This window comes from Verrucosispora sp. SN26_14.1 (assembly GCF_004307965.1).
Taxonomy (GTDB): domain Bacteria; phylum Actinomycetota; class Actinomycetes; order Mycobacteriales; family Micromonosporaceae; genus Micromonospora.
This window is the reverse complement of sequence record NZ_SISL01000657.1, coordinates 1-2,463: the sequence shown is the minus strand read 5'-3', so window position 1 is coordinate 2,463 and position 2,463 is coordinate 1. Positions and strand designations below refer to the sequence as shown.

Annotated in this window: 3 protein-coding genes and 1 pseudogene; all 4 read left to right on the top strand. The window is 72.4% G+C overall.

Annotation, left to right across the window (positions count from 1 at the left end; all coding sequences use genetic code 11):
- Positions 1-11: 11 nt before the first annotated feature.
- Positions 12-116: pseudogene (locus EYA84_RS30520) on the top strand (Holliday junction resolvase); the annotation flags it as partial.
- Positions 113-715 (top strand): Holliday junction branch migration protein RuvA, encoded by a 603-nt coding sequence (gene ruvA, locus EYA84_RS30515; RefSeq protein WP_131057678.1) that lies wholly within the window; start codon positions 113-115, stop codon positions 713-715. The pseudogene EYA84_RS30520 and the gene ruvA, both read left to right, overlap by 4 nt.
- Entirely contained in the window at positions 712-1,782 is a 1,071-nt protein-coding gene (gene ruvB, locus EYA84_RS30510; protein ID WP_176093286.1) for a Holliday junction branch migration DNA helicase RuvB, read from the top strand. The genes ruvA and ruvB overlap by 4 nt, the downstream gene beginning before the upstream one ends.
- A gap of 135 nt (positions 1,783-1,917) precedes the next feature.
- Complete coding sequence (yajC, locus tag EYA84_RS30505; protein ID WP_131057677.1) at positions 1,918-2,256, top strand: preprotein translocase subunit YajC; 339 nt, start codon at positions 1,918-1,920, stop codon at positions 2,254-2,256.
- The last annotated feature ends 207 nt before the right edge of the window (positions 2,257-2,463 follow it).

Here is a 2,463-nt window from a genome sequence, read left to right as displayed (position 1 = left end):
TCTAAGAGACAGCCGCGGACGCCCTCGCGCTGGCCATCTGCCACGTCTGGCGCGGCGGCACCCGGTCCAAGCTGGCCGTCGCGGCGGACCGGGCGAGACGAGGAGGAGCGAGATGATCGCCAGTGTGCGCGGCGTGGTGACCGCGACCGGCCCGGCCCATGCGGTGATCGAGGTGGGTGGCGTCGGCCTCGCCGTGCAGTGCGCCCCCGGCACCATCGCCGACCTGCGGGTGGGTCAGTCGGCACGGCTGGCCACCAGCCTGGTGGTGCGGGAGGACTCGCTCACCCTCTACGGCTTCGCCGACGACGACGCGAGGGCGCTGTTCGAGCTGCTCCAGACCGCGAGCGGGGTGGGGCCCCGGTTGGCCCAGGCGGTGCTCGCGGTGCACACCCCGGACGCGGTACGCAAGGCGATCGCCAACGCCGACACGGGCGCGCTGACCCGCGTACCCGGGATCGGCAAGAAGGGCGCCGAGCGTCTGGTGCTGGAGCTGCGCGACCGGATCGGCCCGGTGGCCGTCGGTGCCGACGGCGCGGCCGGGGTGACCGGTGGGGCCTGGCCGGAGCAGGTCCGCCAGGCGCTGATCGGGCTCGGCTGGACGGCCGGTCAGGCCGACCAGGCGGTCACCGCCGTCGCGGAGACCGTGGACGGTCCCACGCCGCCGGTGCCGGTGCTGCTCAAGCAGGCCATCCGGCTGCTGGGCCGGTCCCGGTGACCGCGCCCGACGGCGGGCTGGTCTCGGCGTACGTCAGCGAGGCGGAGCGCGACGCGGAGGTCAGTGTCCGGCCGAAGCGGCTGGACGAGTTCATCGCCCAGCACCGCGTCCGCGACCAGCTCGACCTGCTGTTGCAGGGCGCGATGCGGCGCGGCTCGCCACCGGACCACATCCTGCTCTCCGGGCCGCCCGGCCTCGGTAAGACCACCCTGGCCAACATCGTCGCCGCGGAGCTGGGCACCGGTATCCGGGTGACCAGCGGCCCAGCGATCGAGCGTTCCGGCGACCTGGCCGCGATCCTGACCAGTCTCGCCGAGGGCGACGTGCTCTTCATCGACGAGGTGCACCGGATCGCGCGGCCGGCCGAGGAGCTGCTCTACAGCGCGATGGAGGACTTCCGGGTCGACGTGGTGGTCGGCAAGGGGCCGGGCGCCACCGCCATCCCGCTCGACGTCGAGCCGTTCACGCTGGTCGGGGCGACCACCCGGGCCGGTCTGCTGACCAGTCCGATGCGGGACCGCTTCGGGTTCGTCGCCCACCTCGACTTCTACGCCCCCGCCGAGTTGGAGCTGCTGCTGCACCGCTCGGCCCGGATCCTCGGTGTGCCGATCACCGACGACGGGGCGGTGGAGATCGCCGGCCGGTCGCGGGGCACCCCCCGGATCGCCAACCGCCTGCTGCGCCGCGTCCGCGACTTCGCCGAGGTACGCGCCGACGGGGTGGTCACCGTCGAGACGGCCCGCGCGGCGTTGACCGTGTACGACGTGGACGCGCTCGGCCTGGACCGGCTCGACCGGGCGGTGCTGACCGCCCTGGTGGACTCGTTCCGGGGTGGCCCGGTCGGTCTGTCGACCCTGGCCGTGGCCGTCGGGGAGCAGCCGGACACGGTGGAGGAGGTCTGCGAGCCGTTCCTGGTGCGGGCCGGGCTGCTGGCCCGTACGCCGCGCGGCCGGGTGGCGACCGATGCCGCCTGGCACCACCTGGGACGTACACCCCCGAATGGTACATTTGGGGCCGAGGCTGCCGCTGTGCCCGATCTGTTCTCCGTGGACAGCGACCAGCCGTGATCTGTTCGTGATCTGTGCCGCATTCGGCGTTCCCAGATAGAGCGACTAGACTCGCCGCGGTCCGCACAGGATGTGAAAATCCGCCTCCGCTCGGTGTCAGCACCGTGACGGAGGCCAATGGGAAGGTCTACAACCGTGCACTACGCAGCAGAAGGCGGAGGAGCGGCGGGCTTCACGCCGATCCTCATGATCGCGCTGCTCTTCGGCGTCATGTACTTCATGATGATCCGCCCGCAGCAGAAGCGCCGCCGCGAGGCCGAGGCGATGCAGACCGGCCTCTCCGTCGGCGACGAGGTGGTCACCATCGGCGGGCTCTACGGCACGGTCACCGGCGTGGAGGACGACAGCGTACTGCTCGAGATCGCTCCCGGAGTGCAGACCCGCTACGCCCGTCCGGCGATCGCCCGGGTGGTCACCAAGGCGGAGCGACCGGTCGAGTCGCCCGTCGAGGAGAGCGACACCGTCAAGGACTGAGCACCGACCACCCGGTCGACCGTCGCGCGGCGGTCATACCCGGATGGAGCCGCCCGCACGCGTCCCCGAGCGGGTGGTCGCCGCACGCGGCGCGCGTGTGACAACTGGATAGATGGCCGACGCCGGGCGTCGGTGCTCCGGCTCGACCGGTCCACGCGCCCGCGTCGACCACCCGAGGCGCCTGAGTCTTATACACATCTCCGAGCC

Excerpts from the sequence above, each read along its gene's own strand:
- ruvA (WP_131057678.1), top strand. The coding sequence starts at position 113 with ATGATCGCCAGTGTGCGCGGCGTGGTGACCGCGACCGGCCCGGCCCAT.